12 protein-coding genes and 1 pseudogene are annotated in these 19714 nt (G+C 63.7%); 5 read left to right on the forward strand and 8 right to left on the reverse strand.

Translation table 11 applies throughout. The features are described 5' to 3' along the window. Positions 1 to 17 precede the first annotated feature (17 nt). A complete protein-coding gene (locus L2A60_RS03920) occupies positions 18 to 1463 on the reverse strand; it encodes a DUF2142 domain-containing protein (RefSeq protein ID WP_235703065.1) in 1446 nt (481 codons plus the stop codon). A 171-nt stretch (positions 1464 to 1634) separates the two neighbouring features. Here L2A60_RS03920 and L2A60_RS03925 point away from each other — a divergent pair, with 171 nt between their 5' ends. Beyond that, on the forward strand, positions 1635 to 4313 hold the full coding sequence (locus tag L2A60_RS03925) for a hypothetical protein (protein WP_235703066.1): 2679 nt from the start codon (positions 1635 to 1637) through the stop codon (positions 4311 to 4313). Positions 4314 to 4598: 285 nt separating this feature from the next. Further along, complete coding sequence (locus tag L2A60_RS03930; protein WP_268920127.1) at positions 4599 to 5228, forward strand: DUF2142 domain-containing protein; 630 nt, start codon at positions 4599 to 4601, stop codon at positions 5226 to 5228. Here the strand turns inward: L2A60_RS03930 and L2A60_RS03935 are convergent. Together L2A60_RS03935 and L2A60_RS03940 are read right to left on the reverse strand one after the other, a co-directional pair. Continuing rightward, positions 5171 to 5449 (reverse strand): annotated as a pseudogene (locus L2A60_RS03935) (EamA family transporter); the annotation flags it as partial. The gene L2A60_RS03930 and the pseudogene L2A60_RS03935 overlap by 58 nt on opposite strands. Then, the gene (locus L2A60_RS03940; RefSeq protein ID WP_235703067.1) at positions 5446 to 6492 is read right to left on the reverse strand and encodes a glycosyltransferase family 2 protein; all 1047 of its coding nucleotides are present in this window, start codon (positions 6490 to 6492) and stop codon (positions 5446 to 5448) included. The gene L2A60_RS03940 and the pseudogene L2A60_RS03935, both read right to left, overlap by 4 nt. 104 nt (positions 6493 to 6596) lie before the next feature. Between L2A60_RS03940 and L2A60_RS03945 the strand changes: the two genes are divergently transcribed. Next, positions 6597 to 9323, forward strand: a complete 2727-nt coding sequence (locus tag L2A60_RS03945; protein WP_235703068.1) for a hypothetical protein — start codon at positions 6597 to 6599, stop codon at positions 9321 to 9323. After that, entirely contained in the window at positions 9320 to 10261 is a 942-nt protein-coding gene (locus L2A60_RS03950; protein ID WP_235703069.1) for a glycosyltransferase family 2 protein, read from the forward strand. The genes L2A60_RS03945 and L2A60_RS03950 overlap by 4 nt, the downstream gene beginning before the upstream one ends. A gap of 50 nt (positions 10262 to 10311) precedes the next feature. Here the strand turns inward: L2A60_RS03950 and L2A60_RS03955 are convergent, their stop codons facing one another. The 5 genes from L2A60_RS03955 to L2A60_RS03975 are packed head-to-tail and all read right to left on the reverse strand — an operon-like array spanning position 10312 to position 18355. Beyond that, positions 10312 to 11061 (reverse strand): lysophospholipid acyltransferase family protein, encoded by a 750-nt coding sequence (locus L2A60_RS03955; RefSeq protein ID WP_235703070.1) that lies wholly within the window; start codon positions 11059 to 11061, stop codon positions 10312 to 10314. Positions 11062 to 11081: 20 nt separating this feature from the next. Then, positions 11082 to 12128, reverse strand: coding sequence for a rhamnan synthesis F family protein (locus L2A60_RS03960; protein ID WP_235703071.1), 1047 nt, complete (start codon positions 12126 to 12128; stop codon positions 11082 to 11084). Then, on the reverse strand, positions 12128 to 15253 hold the full coding sequence (locus L2A60_RS03965) for a class I SAM-dependent methyltransferase (protein WP_235703072.1): 3126 nt from the start codon (positions 15251 to 15253) through the stop codon (positions 12128 to 12130). The genes L2A60_RS03960 and L2A60_RS03965 overlap by 1 nt, the downstream gene beginning before the upstream one ends. Beyond that, complete coding sequence (locus tag L2A60_RS03970) at positions 15250 to 16995, reverse strand: methyltransferase (RefSeq protein WP_235703073.1); 1746 nt, start codon at positions 16993 to 16995, stop codon at positions 15250 to 15252. Before L2A60_RS03970 ends, L2A60_RS03965 begins: the two co-directional genes overlap by 4 nt. Then, the gene (locus tag L2A60_RS03975; protein WP_235703074.1) at positions 16988 to 18355 is read right to left on the reverse strand and encodes a UDP-glucose dehydrogenase family protein; all 1368 of its coding nucleotides are present in this window, start codon (positions 18353 to 18355) and stop codon (positions 16988 to 16990) included. Before L2A60_RS03975 ends, L2A60_RS03970 begins: the two co-directional genes overlap by 8 nt. A 175-nt stretch (positions 18356 to 18530) precedes the next feature. Here L2A60_RS03975 and L2A60_RS03980 point away from each other — a divergent pair, with 175 nt between their 5' ends. Continuing rightward, positions 18531 to 19709 (forward strand): hypothetical protein, encoded by a 1179-nt coding sequence (locus L2A60_RS03980; RefSeq protein WP_235703075.1) that lies wholly within the window; start codon positions 18531 to 18533, stop codon positions 19707 to 19709. The last annotated feature ends 5 nt before the right edge of the window (positions 19710 to 19714 follow it).

The raw sequence follows: 19714 nt of genomic DNA on the forward strand, positions 1-19714 counted from the left end.
GCGGAACGCAAACCACACTATCCAAGGCAGAACCGGCGCAGCATCAATCCCGGCAGATACGCCATGTCGATTGCCGCGATCACGATCGCCGGCAGGGCGGTCAGCGCTTCGGCGAACCCCGTGGCGCCCGGCCCGAACCGTCCGGCGATCCGCTCGCCGAGTCGCGGAATCGCAAGCATCAGAAACGGGATGAACAGCAGGTAATACCGCCCTTGCGGGCCGGAAATCGCCGCCGCCCCCACGTCGTCCCAGCTCAGATAGATCGCCAGTTCCACCGCGATCACGCTGGCGGCGACGAGAATCAGAATCGCGCCGGCATCGCGCGCGAACCACCGCACGCCGCCATCGTCTCGCCCGGCAGCCACCCCGAGCGCGGCGGCCAGGACCGCGAAGAGCCACGCGCCATAGGCCCAGTTGGACAGGCCGATCGAAAGCCAGCCGAGGCTGCCGATCGCCGATGTCGTCATGATCCACCCGTTCGCGACGAGAAACCCGACCGGCATGGTGACGATCCGCGCCGGCTCCGCCAGCAGCACGCGCAGATTGGCCAGCGGGTCGGTGGTATGGAATATCGTCGCCGGATTGCCCGGCCAGAGCGGTCCGGGATGATACGAGCCGCGCAGATACGGCATCAGCGACACGTGCGCCATCACCGCAACCCACAGCAGCGGCGGAAGCGCCCATACCGCCGTGGTCAACCCCCGCCGCACCAGGCGCGGCGCGGCCAGCGGCACAAGGGCCGCGAACAGCAGCAGCCCATAGGGCGGCTTCGAACAGATCACCAGGGTGAACGCCGGCAGGGCCAGCCAGCGTATCCGCCGGTATCGCGCGGGGTCGAGCGTCAGCAGCGCGCCCGTCAGCGCGCTGGTCGCGATCAGCAGCCCGTCCTGGTTGAACGAAGCGCCGAGGCTCAGCGCCATCGGCAGCGACAGCGTGGCGAAGATCAGCCCCCGGCCGAATCGCGCGATCGCGATCGCCGCCACGGCGACCGCCAGATAGGCGAGCAGCATGAAAATGCGTCCGGTGAACAAGGCGGCGAGCGGGCGCTGCCCCGCCGCCCGCCCGGCCGCGATGCCGAGCGTCCCCGGCAGATACAGCGCCGGAAAATACTGGACCGTGTTGAAATCGATATCGATGTTGCGGGCTTTCGCCCAGCGCAGCGCGGCGGTGCTCGCCACCGATGTCTGATCGCCGCAGGTCTCGTTCATTTCGCCGAACGAGGCGCCGATCAGCCCGGCATCGACCATCGTGGCCGGCACGATGACGGTGTTCCGGCCCGGCGGGCGGAACGGCACCCGATGGCCGAGCAGTTCGCCATGCAGCAGGGCGCCGGCCCGCGCGATATGCGCCGGTTCGTCGGCGACCTGCCCGATCGGCGTGACCAGCGCCAGCCTCAGCCCGGTGGGCAGCGCGGTGACGACGAACAGGATCGCGATCCAGTGCGACCGGAGGAACCGCCTCATCGGCCCCCGCCGCTGGCCTGACGATGACATGACTTCGGCATGGACCATTCCTTGCTTCATGGTTAAGTGTGGCGCGAACGCAACGCTTCGGCGCCTTGCGTCGCACGCGCACCATACCGGAGCCGCCGCGACGGCGCGATATCGAGGCACGGGGAGACCGATTTGCGGGATATGTCTGAAACAGGGTTGGTTTTGAGCGCCGCGCCTCCGGCGGAATGGCTCGATCGCTATCCATGGCTGCCGTTCCTGGTCATCGTTCTCGCCGCGCTACTGGGGCAGGTTCCGTCATGGATTTTCGAGCTGAGCACCAACCCGATCTGGCTCCAGTCCGGCGTGGTGCTCGGCGTCGGGCCCGGCCTGTTGGCGGGCGCTCCCTTCGGCGATCCCAATGTCGGCTGGACCAATCAGGCGCTCGGCCATCTCGCGGCACAGGACTGGTTGCACGGCAGAGTGCCCTGGTGGAACCCCTATTCGGGAATCGGTCTGCCGCTGGCGGGCGAAATGCAGCCGGCGGCCTTGTTCCTGCCCTTCGTGCTGCTGCTCGCGTTCCGGGGCGGCATCGTCTGGCTGGAACTGGCGCTCCAAATCTTCGCCGGCATCGCGACCTTCTGCCTGCTCCGGCGCCTGAAACTCGGCCGGCTCGCCGCGCTGATTGGCGCGCTTCTCTATGAATTCAACGGCACATTCGCCTGGGTGCCGGGCGAAACCATCCTCAACGTCCTGCCGTTCCTGCCGGTGCTGCTGCTCGGCATCGAATATGCGCGGGATTCGGCTTCTCGCCGCCATGCCGTGGTGCTGGTCGCGCTCAGCATCGGTGGCTCGATTCTCGCCGGTTTTCCCGAGGCCGCCTATATCGACGGGCTGATGGCGCTGCTCTGGGCGATCGTCCGGCTGTTCGAGTCGCCGGATCGCCCGGCATTCGCCTGGAGGGTGGCATTCGGCGGCATTCTGGGATTGTTGATCGCCGCCCCCGCCATCGTCGCCTTCGCCGATTTCAGCGCGGCGAGCGATGTGTTCCAGACCCACGCCATCGGCAATCTTTCGGTCGATCTGCGCGGGTTCGCGTCCATCATCCTGCCCTATATCTACGGGCCGCTGGGCGGCGATCTGGGCGGCGCGCGGCTCCTGCCGGTCTCGTCCAGCATCGGCGGCTATATCGGCGCGCTCACCCTGGCCTTCGCTTTCGCCGGGCTCGCCTCGCGGCGCGATCGCCCGATCGCGATCATGCTCGCCGTCTGGATCGTGCTTGCCGCCGGTAAGATTTTCGGGTTTCCGCCGGTCATGGTGCTGATGAACGCGCTGCCGTTCATGATGGATACCATGTTTTTCCGCTATTCCGCGCCCGCCTGGGAACTGGCGGCGATCATCCTCGCGGCAAACGCCCTGGAAGACGCGCGCGAGGGACGGATGAGATTGGTTCTCCCGTTGGCCGCGACCCTGGCCGTCATCGCGCTGGCGATCGGGCTCGCCTGGCCCTGGGCGCAATCCTGGCACTGGAATGCGCATGACCGGGCGATCATGGTGACATGGCTGATCCGCGCCACCGCTTTGCCGATCGGCTCGATGATCGCCATCGCCCTGATCTGGGTTCTGGCGAAGGGTGAGAGGCGGCGTTGGCTGGCGGGGCTGATCCTGGTCGGCAATTCCATCATCCTGTTCGCCCTGCCGCAACTCTCCGGCGTCAGGCCGGGACGGATCGATTGGCCAGCGATCGATTTCCTGAAAACCCATCTCGGCCTGTCGCGCTTCTACGCGCTGGGCCCGATGCCGCCGAATTACAGCGCCTATTTCGAAATCCCGGACATCAACCACAACTATCTGCCGGTCGCGCGAAACTGGGCCGATTTCGTCCAGAGTCACCTGTTTCCCAAATTATCGACATCGAGCGGTGATATTTTCTGGGCGCCGTTTCCCGACAACGAGGTGCCGCAGGCAAGCCGCGACGTCGTGCGCTTCAAACGCAGCTATCGATATCTCGGCGTCCGCTATTTTCTGACCATGCCGGGCGATTCCTTGCCGCCTTCCTTCGCCATGCCGGCGGATTCCAGCAACGCCACTGCGCTGCCGCTCTGGGCCGGCCAGTCGCTGACGATCGCCGCGGTCGCGCCGCCCGTCCTCAGGCGAATTCCCGTGATCGGGCGTGTGGGCGTCAACCAGGGCACTTACGCCAATTCCGCCAACGGCACTCTGTCCGTGACGCTGTGCGTCGATGGACAATGTGGCGTGGGCAGCGGCAAACTGCATAATTCTCCCGATGACAGTGCTTTCGTGATCGGCCTGGACAAACCTATCCATGTTGCTCCCGGAGAGCGTTTCACCGTTACGGTAACGCATGAGAGCGGCAACCACCCGGTGGCGATCTGGCTTCCTCCGAAGCACGGTCAGAAGTCGGATTTGTCGTCGAACACCGGTCAGTCTCTCGCCGGCAGAACCATCCAGCTCGTATTCGGGACGACCGGCCATAGCGGTTTCAAGCGCGTCTATTCCGACCCGCTCATGACCATCTGGCGGCTCAAGGGAGCAGAGCCGTTCTACACGACGCACGGCGCCGCCTGCACGTTGCAAAACGCTCGGCTCGACAGCGTGACCGCGATCTGCCGGACCCGCGCGCTCCTGATCCGGCGGGAATTGTTCATGCCGGGATGGCGCGCATCGATCGATGGCGTTCCGGCGCCGGTCCTGAAGCACCACGCCATCATCCAGGCCGTCGCGCTCGAACCGGGCCGCAACCATGTCCGTTTCGATTTCGAGCCGCCCTACATGACATTTGGCTGGATCGCCTTCTGGATCGGCATTTTTGGCATCGCGTGGCAGGCAACCGGGGCGGCGGCTTTCATCCGCCGCCGGTAGCAGCGCCACCAAACAGCCCCACCCGTCATTGCGACGCCGAGCTTGCGAGGCGGAAGCAATCCATTTTTCGTGCATAACGCTACCACAAAATGGATTGTCGCGCCGGCTGTAACGGCTCGCAATGACCGGGCTGAAGGGTCACTTATACCAACCGCCGTAGCCTACGACTCACGCCTGACGCCGACTCGTCATTGCGAGAAGCGAAGCACCGAAGCAATCCAGCCTGGGGCGCAAGCCATCCGGTCCATGGACCGGCGTCGGCTTCTTGGCTATGCGTCGCACCCGATGGATCTGTCCTTGCACCGCCGGGTCTCCGGTTCCGCCACCGCGTATCCTGGCCGTTTCCTGCGACTGCTTCTCGACACGCGCTGGCTGCCAATCCTTTTCCTGGCCTGCGCGCTGCCGACCGGCATCCGCCTCGCCTTGCTGACTCCTATGGGACAGGTCGCCGACGAGCCGGCGCATATCGCCCGCGCGGATGGATTGCTCTACGGCCAGATTCTCGGGTTTCGGGAGCACTTCCCCGACTCGATCCGGCACGGAACCTTTCCGGTCTCCGGGGTGAACGCCAATCTGGCGATCATCGCCGAATCGGTGGCCGAACTTCCGTCCGGTCCGGCCCGGCCACTGACCCAGAAACGTGTGCGGCAGGCGAATGCGATCAAATGGTCGAAGCAGACCGGATTCGATATCTGCCCGAACACCGTCCAGTATTTTCCGTTCTTCTACCTGCCCGGAACCATCGGCATCGGCGCCGCCCCGCCGCCGCCGCATCACCCGGCGGAATTGCCGAGCTGGGTGATGATAATGCCGGCCATGATCAGGACGACTCCAACCCAGAATGACGGTCGTACGTGCTCACCGAAGACAAAAATCGACAGGAAAGGCACGAGCCCGACGCCAACTGCGACATAAGGGTAGGCACGGCTTAACGGCACCCTCGACAAAATCCATATCCAAAGTACAGTCGCGATAAAATAGAGCAGCCCGGCGGCATAGATGGCCGGCCGCCCGAGAATGCGTAAAATGCCATCGGTCAGGCTGATTCCGCGCAGCTCAAGCCCGACTTTTTTGAATAAAAGCTGGCCGAGCGCCAACAGGATCGTGAAGGCCAGCAATGCCAGCGTATTTATCATCGCTTGCCTGATCCGGCAGGCAATTTGGAAACGTCCGCATGCGCTTTCGTGCCGCTGCGTATCGTGGAATCAAGAAGCCGATGAATTGCGGTTTGCGGCACGGCCGCGATGTCGAAACCCAGGAAAGACAGAAAAATCTGCAACCCAAGAATCACTGGCAATGCCGAAAGCATCACCGTGCCCGATGTCGTCACCACGTCGTGATGTGCATTGTACCACCAGTGCGAAAACCCGAATATCGTGCCGAAGCCGAGTAGCAGCAGGCCGACGACGAGTTCGACCGAGGCGATGGAAAAATCGCGAACGAAATAGCTGTACACAATGCGTTTCACGAGATTCCTCAGATGCCCCTTCAGGAAGCCGAACAGCACCGCACGAATTCGCAGATTGCTCTGTTCTTCCGCATAGATCGCGGTCATCGGAATGTCGAGAACGCAGGCTCTCAGAATGCCGAGGCGAAACAGCATGTCGGATTCGAAGAAATACCGGGTCGAAATCGAAGTGAGCGGCAATTGCCGAAGGACATTGGCATGGATCGCGGTATAGCCATTGGTCGGATCGAACAGGGTCCAATAGCCCGTTGACAATTTTGTCATGAACGAAAGAACGGCATTGCCGAACAGGCGAATGGTAGGCATCGTTCGAACATCGTCGAGATTGAAGAAGCGGTTGCCTTTGGTGTAGTCAGCGCGGCCCTCCAGAATCGGTCGGACGAATATGGGTAGGAGCGCTGGGTCCATTTGGCCGTCGCCATCGATCTTGACGATCACCGTCATTCCGTCGGCGAGGGCTTGGCGATACCCACTCAATGTTGCCGCACCGACGCCACCATTGACCGTTCGCATGATGACACGGACCCGCGAATCGCGGGATGCCTCGCGGACAAACGCCCCCGTCTGCTCCGGGCAGCAATCGTCGACGACATAAATCGCCGTCACCTCAGGACCGATCCGCTCGATCACATCAAGGATATGCGCCCGGACCCGGTAGCAGGGAATTACCACGGCGATTTGCCCGGTCGGGGGAACCTCAGACAGCGACAAGACACTCCTAACCTCTCCTCAATTCATGAAGAGATGAATACCGCTTCAAGCCTCAAAAAAGCAAAAATTTGCAACGCCACGTCACTTTTGGCATCTATGTCATTATGACCGATTTGACAGAAACATCAACGGCTCGTGCCAGAAATGCTGCTGACGCACCTGAAATATCTGAGGCGCATGTCGGCTTTCTTGGTCGCTACCAATGGCTTCCTGTACTTGTTTTGCTGATTGCGCCTTTCGTTGGTCAAATACCGGCCCTAATTCTAGGCATCAGCAGCGATCCGATTTGGTCCACCTCTTCTGCAGTCATTGGCGTTCGGCACGGTTTGTTAGGGGGAATGCCGTTTGATGATCCGAATACTGGCTGGACCACGCAGGCTCTTGGCAATCTAGCCGCCTATGATTGGTTGCATGGAATTATTCCATGGTGGAACCCCTATTCCGGGATAGGACTGCCGCTTGCCGGAGAAATTCAACCGGCAGCATTTTTCCTTCCTTTTGTTTTATTATTGTTTTTTCATCATGGAATATTTTGGCTTGAGCGGGCCATGCAAATCATTGCAGGTCTCTCTACCTATGCATTGCTCAGGCGCTTGAAATTCACCCGCTTGAGTGCCTTATCTGGCGCACTCCTCTATGCATTCTCCGGCACATTTGCCTGGACTCCCGGCGAGGTGTTGCTGAATGTCATGGCTTTCCTGCCGACATTGCTGCTCGGCATCGAAAACGCAAGAGACAGGCGTTGTCGGCGACAATCTGTTCTACTGATTGCGGCAGGGATTGGTTTTTCAATTCTGGGCGGATTTCCAGAAGAGGCTTATATCGACGGATTGTTCGCCCTGCTCTGGGCAGGATTTCGCCTGTTCGAGGCGGACGATAGAATAGAATATGTTGGTAACATCCTGTGCGGCGGCGTGATCGGGCTTCTCATCGCCGCGCCACAGTTGGTCGCATTTTTCGATTTTTTAACCCAGAGCGATGTTGTTGGGTTACATCAATATGGACTGCTTTCACTGTCTATACGGGGCATGTCGGTAATTTTGTTGCCATATGTCTTCGGCCCGCTTACGGCATCGTACGGTAGACAATTGATTGTCGCGATTAACGGCGGTGTCGGCGGATTCCTCGGCGCAACCCTTTTGGGTTTTTCGTGCCTGGGCGTATTCCTGTGTCGCGACCGTAGGCTTCGTATCCTGTTATTGGTTTGGCTTATTCTTTGTGCAGGAAAAACATTCGGCATTCCACCGATTATGCCACTTATGAATATCATACCTTTCATGCAGGATGTTGAATTTTTCCGTTATGCGGCACCTTCCTGGGAGATTGCGGCAATCATTCTAGCCTGTTGTGTTCTGGAACAGGAGATATTCCCTCGTGTAATCCTTCTCAGGGCAACGTTTATCACCCTCTTCTTGTTGGCCATAGCGGTGTATCTCGTTTGGCCTTGGACGGCTTTCTGGCATTGGAATTCCGTTCATCGTGCCCAGATGGTCAAATGGCTTATTTTCGCCTTGTCGATTGGGCTCAGCGGCCTTGTTCTTGGGGTAATCAGCGTTGCTGCGTTGCGCGACGAAAAGCGTCGTTGGGCACTTTCGATTATATTGGTTATCAACACAATTTGTCTGTATATGTTGCCACAGCTATCTGGCTTGAAGCCAGGGCAGATCGACAAGACAGGGATACGCTACCTCCGAACAAATCTAGGCCTTTCTCGGTTTTATACACTCGGACCTATTGCTCCGAACTATAGTGCATATTTCAGAATCTCAAGCATCAACCATAACTATCTTCCGCTTCCGCTTAATTGGTCGAGTTACGTTATAAAGCATCTTTTGCCGTCTGTTGCTGAACTGAGCGGCACTATTTTTTGGGCGCCATTTCCGCCGTTGCAGATTCCAGTAGCGGCGAATGATATCATGCTTTTTAAAAAGAGCTACTTATATCTTGGTGTCCGCTATATCGTAACCGATCCTAGCACGAACCTTATCCCGACAATCAGTTTTCCGAGCGAACCAGTAAACGGTATACCGTTGCGGCTCTATGCCGGCCAGTCCGTGACCGTTACCGAAGCCGCCCCTCGGAGTATTGTACGCTTTCCGGTGATCGATCGGATCGGTGTCGAACAGGGCAATTACGATAATACCGCGGATGGAATACTGGCAATTTCTCTTTGCACGCGAAACGGATGCAGCAAAACGGCTGCTAATCTTAACCGTTCCGGCGATAACAGCGCGTTTGAAATGACTCTGAACAAAGCGATACACTTGGTGCCTGGCGAGCAGTTCACCGTGACGGTAACGCATGTGAGCGGTAACAACCCGGAGGCGATCTGGCTTTGGCCGACACATGATCATGGTGTGGTCCTAAGTACAAATGCTGGTCAAGACGTTACCGGGAAAACCATCCAACTGGTTTTCGGAAATAGTAGTGATGCACGAGATTTCCAGCAAGTCTATGCCGACAGGCTGATGAATATCTGGCGTCTCAAAGGAGCGGATCCGTTCTACACGACGAGCGGCTCCGCCTGCACGCTGCAAAACGCCAGGCGCGATAGCGTGATCGCGACCTGCTCCGCGCATGCATCGCTGGTTCGCCGCGAATTGTTCATGCCGGGATGGCGCGCCGCGATCAATGGAATGAGCGTGCCGGTATCGGTCCATCACGAGATCGTCCAGAGCGTCGAGCTTCGTCCTGGCCGCAACATCGTCCGGTTCCGCTTTGCGCCACCCTACATCGTCTATGCTTGGATCGGGTTTTTTCTGGGTGCTTTCGCCCTGATCTGGCAAGGTATTGGTCCCACGATAATCGCAATCAGGCAGCGCCACCGATGACCATTTCGATCGTCGTTCCGTTCCATAACGAGGCCGCGAATATCGCGAAGCTGCACGAGCGGCTTTGCGCGGTGCTCGACGCCGGGGCGGAATCCTGGGAACTCGTCTGCGTCAACGACGGCAGCCGGGACGATACCCTGGCGCGTCTGGTCGCCCTCGCCGAGCGCGATTCCCGCGTCCGGGTGATCGATCTTTCGCGCAATTTCGGCAAGGAGGCCGCACTCACCGCCGGGCTCGACCACGCGCGCGGCGAGGCGGTGATCCCGCTCGACGCCGATCTGCAGGACCCGCCGGAAGTCATCCCCGAACTGATCGCCAAATGGCGGGAAGGCTTCGAAGTGGTCAACGCGGTGCGCGAATCCCGCGAGGGCGACGGCCCGATGAAGCGCCTCACCGCGCACGGCTTTTATCGGGTGATGAACCGGATGAGCCATGTCGATATTCCCCCCGATACCGGCGATTTCCGGCTGATCTCCCGCCCGGCGCTGGACGCGCTGAAACGCCTGCCGGAGCGGCGGCGCTTCATGAAAGGTCTGTTCGCCTGGGTGGGTTTTCGCACCGCGACGATCACCTATCGGCGTGCCCCCCGCCACGCCGGCGCCACCACCTGGAACTACTGGAAGCTCTGGAATCTCGCCCTTGAGGGCATCACCTCGTTCAGCAGCGTGCCGCTCCGGTTGGCATCCTATCTGGGCTTTGCTGTCTCAATTTTTGCTTTTATTTACGCAATCGTCACAATTTTCGACAAATTGGTCTACGGCAACCCGGTCAAGGGCTATCCGTCGCTCCTGGTCGCGGTGCTGTTCCTGGGCGGCGTGCAATTGCTGGCGCTCGGCGTGATCGGCGAATATCTCGGCCGGCTCTACGAGGAAAGCAAGCAGCGCCCGATCTATCTGGTCCGCGCGATCTGGGAAAAATCTGACATAACGAAAAGTTAGTCATAATAACTGTCCTTTGTTTCACGTGAAACAAAGGCACCAGACCGGACCTAATTTTTGCCCTGCCGGATCGCCGCGGCGCGACTGGCGATTGCGTGTTCCAGCGTAGCGCTCAGCATTTTTCGCCCGATCCTTGCATCGACCGGCGGATCGAGCACGATGGTCGCCCGCCAATTATGCCGGCCCAGCCGCGCATAATGCGAGGTGATATCCATGTCGCCATACCAGGCGATCAGCGGACGGTTGCGCCGGCAGATCGGCAGCCCGTCCAGTTGGTCGTAAACGATCGTCACCGGTTGGACGATCGGCGCGTCGTTTCGCTCCGCAAGGGCCAGAAAACTCGACCGGAACGGCAGAACCCGCGCGCCGTCCGACGTCGTGCCCTCGGGAAACAGGATCAGATTGTCGCCGGCGTCGAGCCGGGAAGCGAGATCTTTCTGCTCGCGCGCCGTGCCCGACCGCGCGCGGGAGACGAATACCGTTCGCCCCGCCTTGGCTACAAAATTGATGCCGGGCCAGTTGGCGATATCGCCCTTGGCGACGAAACAGCCGGGCAGAACCGCGCCGAGGGCGATCACATCGAGCCAGGAACTGTGATTCGAGACGAACAGAACCGGTCGCCCGTTGCCGGACGCAAGGGTACCCATCACGCGGAGTCGCACCCCGAGCAGCCGCGCCATGCCCGACCAGTAGATCATCGGCAGGCGTTGCTTCGCCGCTCCCTTCAGGCGGATCAGCACGAATTGCACCGGCAGGAGCAGAACCGTCCAGGCCAGCACCGCGGCCAGCCGTGCCAGCATGCGCGCGGTGCCTGCCATCTTCAGGGCGCGTCGCCGCGCAGCATGGTCCTGAGATCGGCGATGATCGGCGCGGGATCGACGCCGAGCGTATCGCGCAGCACATCCGCCCAGTCGCCGACATCCTCGACCCTGGTGGGGTTGTCACGCAGCAGTTCGCGCTTGATGAACGGGTAACCCGAAAGCAGCAGATGCCGCCACAGATCCGAGGTCGGATTGAGCGGCTTGCGCCGGGCGATCGCGTCGCGCAGGCGCAGAATATGCAGCCAGCGGGTCAGGTCGATCGGGTCGTTGCGCATCGCGGCGCCGGCATCGGTATCGAGATATCCCGCGAGCTGGTCGCGGGTGATCAGCTTGGTCAGTGCCTCGTAGGGCCAGAGCACGGCGACCCTGAGCCCCGCCTTGATCATCGCCTGGGTCATGCCGACCTCGTATTTCCCGATGACATAGGCTTTCGACGGTGCCGGAATCACCTGCGCCCAGAATTTGCGGAACGCGGGCGAGCGGATCGCGCGCGGGCCGAAGGCCACGAAATAGGATTGCAGATGATAGCGCCGCTGCCAGCTTTCGGTCAGGCCCCAGACATCGACATGCTCGTAGTCGAGGCGCAGCAGCGTGGCCTCAAGCGGGCGCACCGGGCCGAACACGCTGTCGTTGACGATGATGATTTCCTCGGTCTCGGTGCGCGGCAGGTCGAGCGTTTCGATCGCATCGCGCCAGCCGCCGAAATCATAGCCGATATTGCGTCGTACCAGCACGCCGGCGCACAAAGTGAGCAGCCGCGCCTCGGCGGTGGGCTCGATCTTGCCGGCATTGGTGACGAACACCACCGAACGGCCGGATTCGGCGAGCTGCGCGATATAGGTGAACAGCGCCTCGCGCACCCGGCCGCCGCGATCCCAGTGCAGGAACAGAACCACTTTCGGGCCGAGCGTGATTCCCGTCGTTGGCTTGCTGGCGACCACCTGATGCGCGCTGCGCAGCCGGCCGAGTACGCCGGCAACGGCGAGGGTGACTGCCGCGCGGGCGGCACCGAACCCGAGTTTCAGTTTCCGCAGTATCGCCAGCATTATCGGTGATCCGTCATGAGTTCCTGCGCCAGATCCTCCGGCGCGCCGCGATAGCGGGCGAGCATCGCCCGGCCGAGCGCCGTGGCCTCGGCGGCGCGCGATGTCTGGTGCAATGCGATGATCTCGCCGCGCAGCGATTCCCAGAACAGGGCGGGCGCGGTTTCGCTCTCGGCCAGTTCCGCGGCGAAGCCGCGGCGGACTGCGGCAAAAGCGGCTTCGGCGCGATGCGGTTGTGCCGGTTCCTGCAGATCGAGCACGCCGAGCGCGAAACCCGCGCTGCGCATGCCTTCCGTGGCCGCCTTGGCGTAGTTCGCGAAATCCGGCTCGATCCGCCCGCGCAGCAGCGAAGCCGCGGCAAAATCGCCGCGATTGACCGCGGTGACGAAGCCGGACACCGCCAGCGCCTTGATCCTGGCCGGTTCGGCCGCGTCGCTTTCCAGAGTATCGAGCAGGGCGGCGAGCCGATCGGTGTCCGCCGCCTCGATCGCGAAATGCGCCTCGGTCGCGACCAGATCGCTCCGGCTCGCCGGATCGAGGAGCGAAAGATCGATCGTCGCGATCAGCGGCCGGGCTTCGCCGAGCCGTCCCAGATGGATCAGCCGCAGCGTTGCCTGAGCCCGCGCATCGTTCCCGACCTCGCTGGCGAGATGAGGCAGACGGTCGAGCAGTGCCGGAACCTCCGCCGGATCGCCGGTCGCGAGACCGAGAGCGATCAGGGCGATCGAGGCGTCGGCGCCGTCGGCATCCTCCGGCGCGGCGGCCCAGGCTTCGATCGGGGCTGCGTCGCGCAATGCAAGCGCCTCGTCGTAGCGGGAGCGATTGACCAGGGTGACGAAGGCGCCAAGCATAATTTGACGGCGGCGCTCGGCATCGATCGCGATATCCGCGATTCGTGCCGGTGCCATGGCGGGATCGCCCACGACAAGATCGAGAATCGCAATCCCGATCGTCGCGTCGCGTGCCGGCTCGTCGCCGCCGTCGCCGATCAGGATTTCGATCGCCTGTTCGCCGGCGAAACGCGCGGCCTCCGCATAGCGCGCGGCGTTGATCAGCCGCGAGAAGGCACCGATCAGGAAGGCGCGGCGCTGGCCGGCATCCATCGTGAGGCCGGAGAGCCTGGCCGGCACGTCCATCGGATCGCCGGTCGCGAGATCGAGCAAAGCGAGGGCGAGGCGGGCATCGCGTCCGGCATCGTCATCCCGTGCGACCGCGCGGCTGACGATATTCTCGGCATCCGCCATTGCCACCGCCTCGTCGTAGCGGGCGGTGCCGACCAGTCGGCTGAACGCATCGAGCAGGATCGCGTCGCGCCGCGCAGGCGGCAGGGCGAGCGGACGGATCAGGGCTGGGATGGCGGCGGGATCGGCGGTTTTTTCGTAGGCGATGGCAAGGGCGGCGCGCGCATCGGTCCCAGCCGCGTCGGTGCGCGAGCAGGCGAGCGGGATCACGCGTTCGGCGACCGCGATCGCCTCGTCATAGCGCGCCGCATTCACCAGCCGGATGAAGCCGCCGAGCAGGAGGTCGGGGACGACCGGATCGCTCGCGCCGAGCGCGTTCGCCATCGCGATCGCCTGGGCCGGGTCGCCGCCTTCGGCGAGCGCCAATTGGCCGAGCACGATATGGATGTCGCGCCGCAGATCGGCCGGCAGATCGGCATCGGGCAGACCGAGTCCTTCGGCGGCCCTGAGCGCGCGCGCCGCGCCGGTCGCGTCGGCATTGGTCAGCTCGATCACCCCGCGCCAAAGATAAATGCGGCGCGTGGCGTCCGTCTCACCGCGCGGCTTCAGGCCGGCGAGCAGTGCGACCGCCTCGTCATCCCCCGCCTCGGCACGGCCGATCGCCTGCTCGGCGCGGGCGCGGAAGGCAATGTCCTCGCTCATGGCATCGGTCAGCCACAAGGCGCGCAACGCCTCGACCAGAACGCCGGCCGTCTGTCCGGCAAGGCCGAGCTCGCGCACGACCTCCGCCCGCGTAGCACCCAGGCCGATCCGGCGCATCGCCTCGGCGTACATCACCGGGCCGAGATTGAAGGGGATCCGGTCCTTCAGAGCGGCAAGGCGCGGCTCGAGGCATGGTTCGGGGAGGGTTTCGATCGTCGCGAGATCAAGGCCGAAGCGCCGCCGGATCGCGGGGAACAGGAGGTCGCGCGCGGCCGCGGCGGCGGCGAAATCGCCGTCATTGGCGGCTTCGAACAGGGCACGGCCGAGCAGGCCGATGCCGGCATCGCTGACCGGATCCAGGTTCGCCGCGCGCCCATCGAGATAGGCGCGGAAGCGGCGGCGCAGCAAGGCAGGATCATCATCGAGCGCGAGCGGCGCCATCGAGGCGAAGGCGACCACGGAATGGGCATCGCGGGTGACCGCGACATGCGCGAACCCGGCGGTGCGCAGCGCGTGCTCGAGGCTGCGCACGGTCTGGAACACCATGTGGATTTCGGGGACAAGGATTTGTTCGAGCGCTTCGTACGGGGTTCCGGGCGCGATCGCGCCGCCGTCCGGCGTGGTCAGCAGCACGACGCCATCCGGCGCGATCCGCGCCGCGATGTCACGCAGCAGCACACCGGGATGATCCATGTGCTCGATCACCTCGGTCGCGACGATCGCGTCCCATGGCAGCCCGCCGCTATCGTCGGCCTCGGGGAAATAGCCGACCCGCACCGGCAGGCCAAGCTCGGCGCGGCCGCGTTCGGCGAGCGGCGAGGGGTCGATGCCCATGCCGGTCCAGCCGAGCGCGTGGATCGCGAAATCGAGGCCGAAGCCGTAGCCGCCGCCGATTTCAAGGAAGCGCGCGCCGCGCGGTTTGGCGATTCGCGCGATCGGGGCGGTGACCGGCCAGAGCCCGGCATTCTGCTGGATGTAGAATTGCGGCCAGCCGATCACCCGTGTCTCTTCGTGATGATAGTCGGGCAGGCGCATCGTCTCGTAAAAGCGCGCGTCGCAATTTGGGCAGGCATAGATCGCGCGCCGCATCGGCGCCATTTTTTTGGTGCCGGTCCAGCGCACCAGCACGAGAAGCGGACTCGGGCCGGCGGCGCCGCAATTCGGGCAGGGTCCCTGGTGAGGGGCGCCGTCGCTCCAGTCGAAGGTGAGACCGCCGGGTTCGGCGGCGGTGGACAAGGCGCTCAAGCGAACAGCGCCGGCACGCGCTTGCGCAGCGCCTCGGTCAGTTCGTCGCGCCGCGCCCAGAGCGAGTGATACCAGTCGATCCGTGCGCGCAACTGATAGGCCAGCATGCGTTCGGCGGCGATGTGGGCGCGCGCCGCCTCGGCCAGACGCTTCGCCGCCTCGGGATAGGCGAGCAGGCGCAGCAACTGCATGCGCAAATGGTCCGGCGAGCGGAACAAGAGGCCGGTTTCGCCGTCCCGGATGCTGGCCTCATAGACCACCGGGCTCGCGAGGGACACCACGCGCGCGGCGCTCGCCTCGATGAATTTGAGGTCGGATTTCGCCCGGTTGAACGCGGTGTCGGCGAGCGGCATGAGGCAGATTTCCGCCTCGCCCAGGCGCTGCATATAGGTCGCGTAGTCGCTGGTCGGGACGAACTCCTTGTTCGCGGTGTCGAGCGCGTCGAAAAAACCGCGATCATGCAGCACCAGCACGTTGAGCCTGGCACCCACCGCGCGCAGCACCTCGTTCAGCACTGGCATATAGGGCGCCCAGTCTTCCTCGCGGTTCAGCGCGCCGAAGAACAGGGTCATCCGGTCTGGTGCTGCGAAGTTGCGCGGCTCGGGCAATTCCACGATCGCGTTGGGGAAGACCGCGATTTCCGGGTTGTATTCGGTCAGTACGGCGGCGAGCGCCTCGGTGCTGGTCTGCACCGCGTGGGCCGCGCTGAAGGTGAGGAGATCCTCGGTCGCCACGCCGCGGCCTTCGAGAAATCCCGGATGGTCGTCGAATTCGGTGACCACCAGATAGCCCTTGTCGATCAGCGCGCGCACCCGCCCGAGGCCCGGCTCGCCCAGCAGAAGCGGGCGGTGCAGCACCGCGATGTGCGGCGCTTCTGGCATGAGCAGGGCGATTTCGGCTTCCGGGCGGATCGCCGCGAGCACCGAGGCGTCGCTCGCCAGTGCGCGCACCGGCTCGATCACCCGCACGTCGGACACGCCGCCGACCGGCGGCAGCATGGTCGTGGCGAGCACGAGGCGCGGCCGCGGCTGTTTCTTGGCCCGCCAGACGAACTGGATCGGAATCGCGCGGTTCAGATATTCGGCGGGATCGACGCCGATCGCCTTGAGCGCGGGCGTCATCGCCTCGACGAAGCGGGTCGCCTCGGTCGGGTTGGTGAGGCGCGGGCGCACATCGCAGAGAGCGAGACCGGCCTGTTCCAGCGCCGCCGCCATCATGCGCGGGGTAAACCAGCGCAGATGGGTGCGGTCGAGCAAGCCTTCGTCCTCGTAGTCGAAGCTGCCCTTCAGCAGGCGATAGACGATGCTCCAGTTCTCCACGTTGGGAAAGCAGACGAGCACGGTGCCGTCCGGGTTGAGTTGCTCCGCGTGGCGCGCGAGCACCGCCCATGGATCGGCCAGATGTTCCAGGATGTCGCCATAGATCAGGCAGTCGATGCCGTCCGGCAGGTCGAAGGGCAGGGGATCGGACTGAACGTCGCAATGCGCGGCTTCGGTGAGCCGGGTCCGCGCCAGGGCGATCGATTCGGGGTGGGTATCGACGCCGAGCACCCGCGCGCGGGGATTGCGCCGCCGGTATGCGGCGCCGAGCGCGCCGCCGCCGCAGCCGATATCGAGCACGGTGCGCGCGGTGAGCGGAATCGCGTCCAGCAGGTCGGGATTGGCGAAATCGGGATAGGCGCCGATCATCGGAAGCCCGTTCGGGTCCAGGCGGACTTGCTGAGGCGCGGTCACATCATCCATGCTCGACTTCCCTGTCCAATTCGATTTTTTGCGGGGCGATTTTTCGCGGGGCATGGCCCCTGCCCACCCCATGATACACGAATCCCGCGCTGCGCATCGCGGCCGGATCGAAGATGTTGCGCAGATCGACGATGATCCGGCCGCGCATCGCGGCGGCGAGCCGCGCGGGGGCGAGGGCGCGGAATTCGTTCCACTCGGTCATTACCACCAGAAGCTCGGCACCCTTGATCGCCTCGGGCGCGCTGGCGGCGTAGCGCACCGAGGCCGGGAGCAGCGGTTTTGCCGCCTCCATCGCCGCCGGATCGTAGGCGACGATGTGCGCGCCGGCCTCGGCCAGGGCCTCGATCGCCGGGATCGCCGGCGAATCGCGCATGTCGTCGGTTCCCTGCTTGAAGGCGAGGCCGAGAACCGCGACGCGCCGGCCGCGAAGCTCCGTCCCGGCGGCGTCGATGATCCGGCGGCCGAGCCCGGCCTTGCGCGCTTCGTTCACCGCGACCACGGTTTCGGTCAGCCGGCTCGGCGCGCGCGCGTCCTGCGCGATGCGGGCGAGGGCGAGCGTGTCCTTCGGAAAGCACGAGCCGCCGAAACCGGGGCCGGGATGCAGGAATTTCCGGCCGATCCGGCCATCGAAGCCCATGCCGCGCGCGACGTCGTGCACGTCGGCGCCGACGGCTTCGCAGAGATCGGCCATTTCGTTGATGAAGGTGACCTTCATCGCGAGAAAGGCGTTGGCGGCGTATTTGATCAGCTCGGCGGTTTCCAGCCCGGTCATCAGGATCGGCGTTTCGATCAGGTTGAGCGGGCGGTACAGCGCGCGCAGCACCGAGCGGGCGTGCTCGGTCTCGGCGCCGACCACCACCCGGTCTGGCCGCATGAAATCGCCGATCGCGCTGCCCTCGCGCAGGAATTCGGGGTTGGAGGCGACCTCGACCGCGAGATCGGGCCGCAGCGCGGCGGCAAGCTGCGCCAGTTTCCGCCCGGTGCCGACCGGCACGGTGGATTTGGTGACCAGGACAGCCGGATGGTCGAGCGAGGTCAGGACCTGCTCGGCGGCAGCGAAGACATAGGTGAGATCGGCATGGCCGCCGCCCCGGCGCGACGGGGTGCCGACCGCGATGAACACCGCCTGAGCTCCGGCGATCGCCGCGTCGAGCGCGCCGGTGAAGCCGAGCCGGCCGGCGGCGCGGTTGGCGGCGACCAGTTCCTCGAGTCCCGGCTCATAGATCGGCATCACGCCCGCGCGCAGCCGGTCGAGCCGCACCGGATCGGTTTCGGCGACCATCACCTCGACGCCGAATTCCGCGAAACACGCCGCCGACACCAGGCCGACATAGCCGCCGCCGATGATCGCGATCTTCAACCCGGTTCACTCCCATCAAGCCAGCCCGGTTCTTCTGGCAAGCCCCATCCTCGGTTGCAAGCCCCGCCGGCCCCGTCCGGCATGATGGCCCTGCCGCGTCGCCTGTAACATTCAGCAACAATCCGCAACTTTTAGCTACTTGATACGACATTATTCGCAAATTAGGTAGTTATTGATGTCTAAGCCTCGGATTTTGCGACAATCGAGATGGAGCAACCTGATCGGCAAAGCGGGAGCCGATCTCCTCGCTTTCACGATCGGGCCGGCTTTGCTGCGCCTTTCGCTCGGGCGCCGGCCCAGCGCGGACGAACGCGGTGCGTTCCGCCGGGCGCTGCGCACCCGCTATATCGACGATGCGCGCGAAATTCCGCCACTGATCCGCGGGCTCCTGGTCCTGCCGGAGGCGCGCCGGATCATGCGTCTCGCGGTCGGTCTCGCCTGGTATCATGAGCGCGGCCGCGGCGGCGGCGACCCGTTCGCGGACCGGGTAACGCCTTTGGGCGTACCGGGCGTGCCGGATCTCACCGGCAATCTGTTCACCGCCTGGACCGGGCCGAAGCTCGGCTTCCTCCATTTCGAGAAATGCGGCGGGATCGCGGTGATGCGCTGGCTCTCCGAACAATTCCACCCGGATCAGATCGACCCCGACCCGGTTCGCTCGATGCCGCCGCATCTATGGTTTCGCGCACCGTGCGGGCTCAGCCGCGACATCGCGCGCTATCCGCTGCTCTGGGGTCACTACGGCCTGCCGGCGCTGGAACGGATCGACCCAGAGCGGTTCATATTCACCTTCCTGCGCGATCCGCGCGCGCGGATCGTTTCGCTGTACAATTACTGGCGCAGCGTCGATCCCGCCTTGCTCGACCCCGCAGAGGGCAATTTCACCGTGGCGGCGGCGCACCGGCACGATCTGCTCGGTTTTCTGCGCGGGAGCGATCCGTTCATCGTCAATTATCTCGACAATTTCTATGTCCGGCGCCTGACCGGACGCTATCGGACAAGTGCCGCGCACGATCCGCTGCATGCCAATCCGCGCGTTGCCCTGACCGAGGCGATCGCGGCCCTGGACCGGATCGGCTTCGTCGGGATCACCGAACGGATGGACGAGAGCGTGGCCCGGCTGGCCAAGGCGATCGGTGCGGTGCCGCCGGGCGGGAAGGTGCGCGGCAATGTCGCGGCGGAGAACCATACCGACCCGAGCGGCTGGTTCCGTGCGGCGCCGCGCGCCGAAATCACCCCCGAGGTCGCGGCGGAACTCGATCGACTCACCACCCTCGATCGCGCGCTCTATGCCGAGGCGCTGGGCCGGTTCGACGGCAGGCGCGGCCGCGCGCGCGTGGTTGCCGCCGCCTGAAATCC

Source organism: Acidiphilium iwatense (assembly GCF_021556475.1).
In the GTDB taxonomy this organism is placed as follows: Bacteria; Pseudomonadota; Alphaproteobacteria; order Acetobacterales; family Acetobacteraceae; genus Acidiphilium; species Acidiphilium iwatense.

Excerpts from the sequence above, each read along its gene's own strand:
- L2A60_RS03920 (WP_235703065.1), bottom strand. The coding sequence starts at position 1,463 with ATGAGGCGGTTCCTCCGGTCGCACTGGATCGCGATCCTGTTCGTCGTC.
- L2A60_RS03925 (WP_235703066.1), top strand. The coding sequence starts at position 1,635 with ATGTCTGAAACAGGGTTGGTTTTGAGCGCCGCGCCTCCGGCGGAATGG.
- L2A60_RS03930 (WP_268920127.1), top strand. The coding sequence starts at position 4,599 with ATGGATCTGTCCTTGCACCGCCGGGTCTCCGGTTCCGCCACCGCGTAT.
- L2A60_RS03945 (WP_235703068.1), top strand. The coding sequence starts at position 6,597 with ATGACCGATTTGACAGAAACATCAACGGCTCGTGCCAGAAATGCTGCT.
- L2A60_RS03950 (WP_235703069.1), top strand. The coding sequence starts at position 9,320 with ATGACCATTTCGATCGTCGTTCCGTTCCATAACGAGGCCGCGAATATC.
- L2A60_RS03955 (WP_235703070.1), bottom strand. The coding sequence starts at position 11,061 with ATGCTGGCACGGCTGGCCGCGGTGCTGGCCTGGACGGTTCTGCTCCTG.
- L2A60_RS03960 (WP_235703071.1), bottom strand. The coding sequence starts at position 12,128 with ATGCTGGCGATACTGCGGAAACTGAAACTCGGGTTCGGTGCCGCCCGC.
- L2A60_RS03970 (WP_235703073.1), bottom strand. The coding sequence starts at position 16,995 with ATGGATGATGTGACCGCGCCTCAGCAAGTCCGCCTGGACCCGAACGGG.
- L2A60_RS03980 (WP_235703075.1), top strand. The coding sequence starts at position 18,531 with ATGTCTAAGCCTCGGATTTTGCGACAATCGAGATGGAGCAACCTGATC.